Below are 1,102 nucleotides of genomic sequence, written 5' to 3'. Positions count from 1 at the left end.
CATGGCAAGACGTCGCTGACGGCGGCGATCACCAAGTATTTTGGCGAATACAAGCGCTACGACCAGATCGATGCGGCGCCGGAAGAGAAGGCGCGCGGCATCACCATTTCGACGGCGCACGTCGAATACGAGACCGCCAACCGCCACTATGCCCATGTCGACTGCCCCGGCCACGCCGACTATGTGAAGAACATGATCACCGGTGCTGCGCAGATGGACGGTGCGATCCTGGTGGTGTCGGCCGCCGACGGCCCGATGCCGCAGACGCGCGAGCACATCCTGCTCGCCCGCCAGGTCGGCGTGCCCTCGATCGTGGTGTTCTTGAACAAGGTCGACCAGGTCGACGACGCCGAGCTGCTCGAGCTGGTCGAGCTCGAGGTGCGTGAGCTTTTGACCAAGAACGAGTTCCCCGGCGACGACATTCCGATCGTCAAGGGTTCGGCGCTTGCCGCACTTGAAGATAGCGACAAGAAGATCGGCGAGGACGCCATCCGCGAACTGATGGCTGCGGTCGATGCCTACATCCCGACGCCGGTGCGTCCGCTCGACAAGCCGTTCCTGATGCCGATCGAGGACGTGTTCTCGATCTCGGGCCGCGGCACGGTTGTGACCGGCCGCGTCGAGCGCGGCGTCGTCAAGGTCGGCGAGGAGCTGGAGATCGTCGGCATCCGTCCGACCACCAAGACGACCTGCACGGGCGTCGAGATGTTCCGCAAGCTGCTCGACCAGGGCCAGGCCGGCGACAACATCGGCGCGCTGCTGCGCGGTGTCGACCGTGAAGGCGTCGAGCGCGGCCAGGTCCTGGCCAAGCCCGGCACCGTCAAGCCGCACAAGAAATTCGTTGCCGAAGCCTACATCCTGACCAAGGACGAGGGCGGCCGCCACACGCCGTTCTTCACCAACTACCGTCCGCAGTTCTATTTCCGCACGACGGACGTGACCGGCATCGTGTCGCTGCCGGAAGGCACCGAGATGGTGATGCCGGGCGACAACATCACCGTCGATGTCGAGCTGATCGTGCCGATCGCCATGGAAGAGAAGCTGCGCTTCGCCATCCGTGAAGGCGGCCGCACCGTCGGTGCCGGCATCGTCGTCACCATCA

General features: G+C 64.6%; 1 protein-coding gene. It reads left to right on the top strand.

The window, feature by feature from the left end; genetic code table 11:
• A partial coding sequence (gene tuf / locus NKI24_RS35770; RefSeq protein ID WP_352750903.1) for an elongation factor Tu occupies nt 1-1,102 on the top strand: 1,102 nt, incomplete at both ends.

Source organism: Mesorhizobium sp. M0701 (genome assembly GCF_040320365.1).
GTDB lineage: Bacteria > Pseudomonadota > Alphaproteobacteria > Rhizobiales > Rhizobiaceae > Mesorhizobium.
This window is presented reverse-complemented; position numbering and strand designations above follow the sequence as displayed.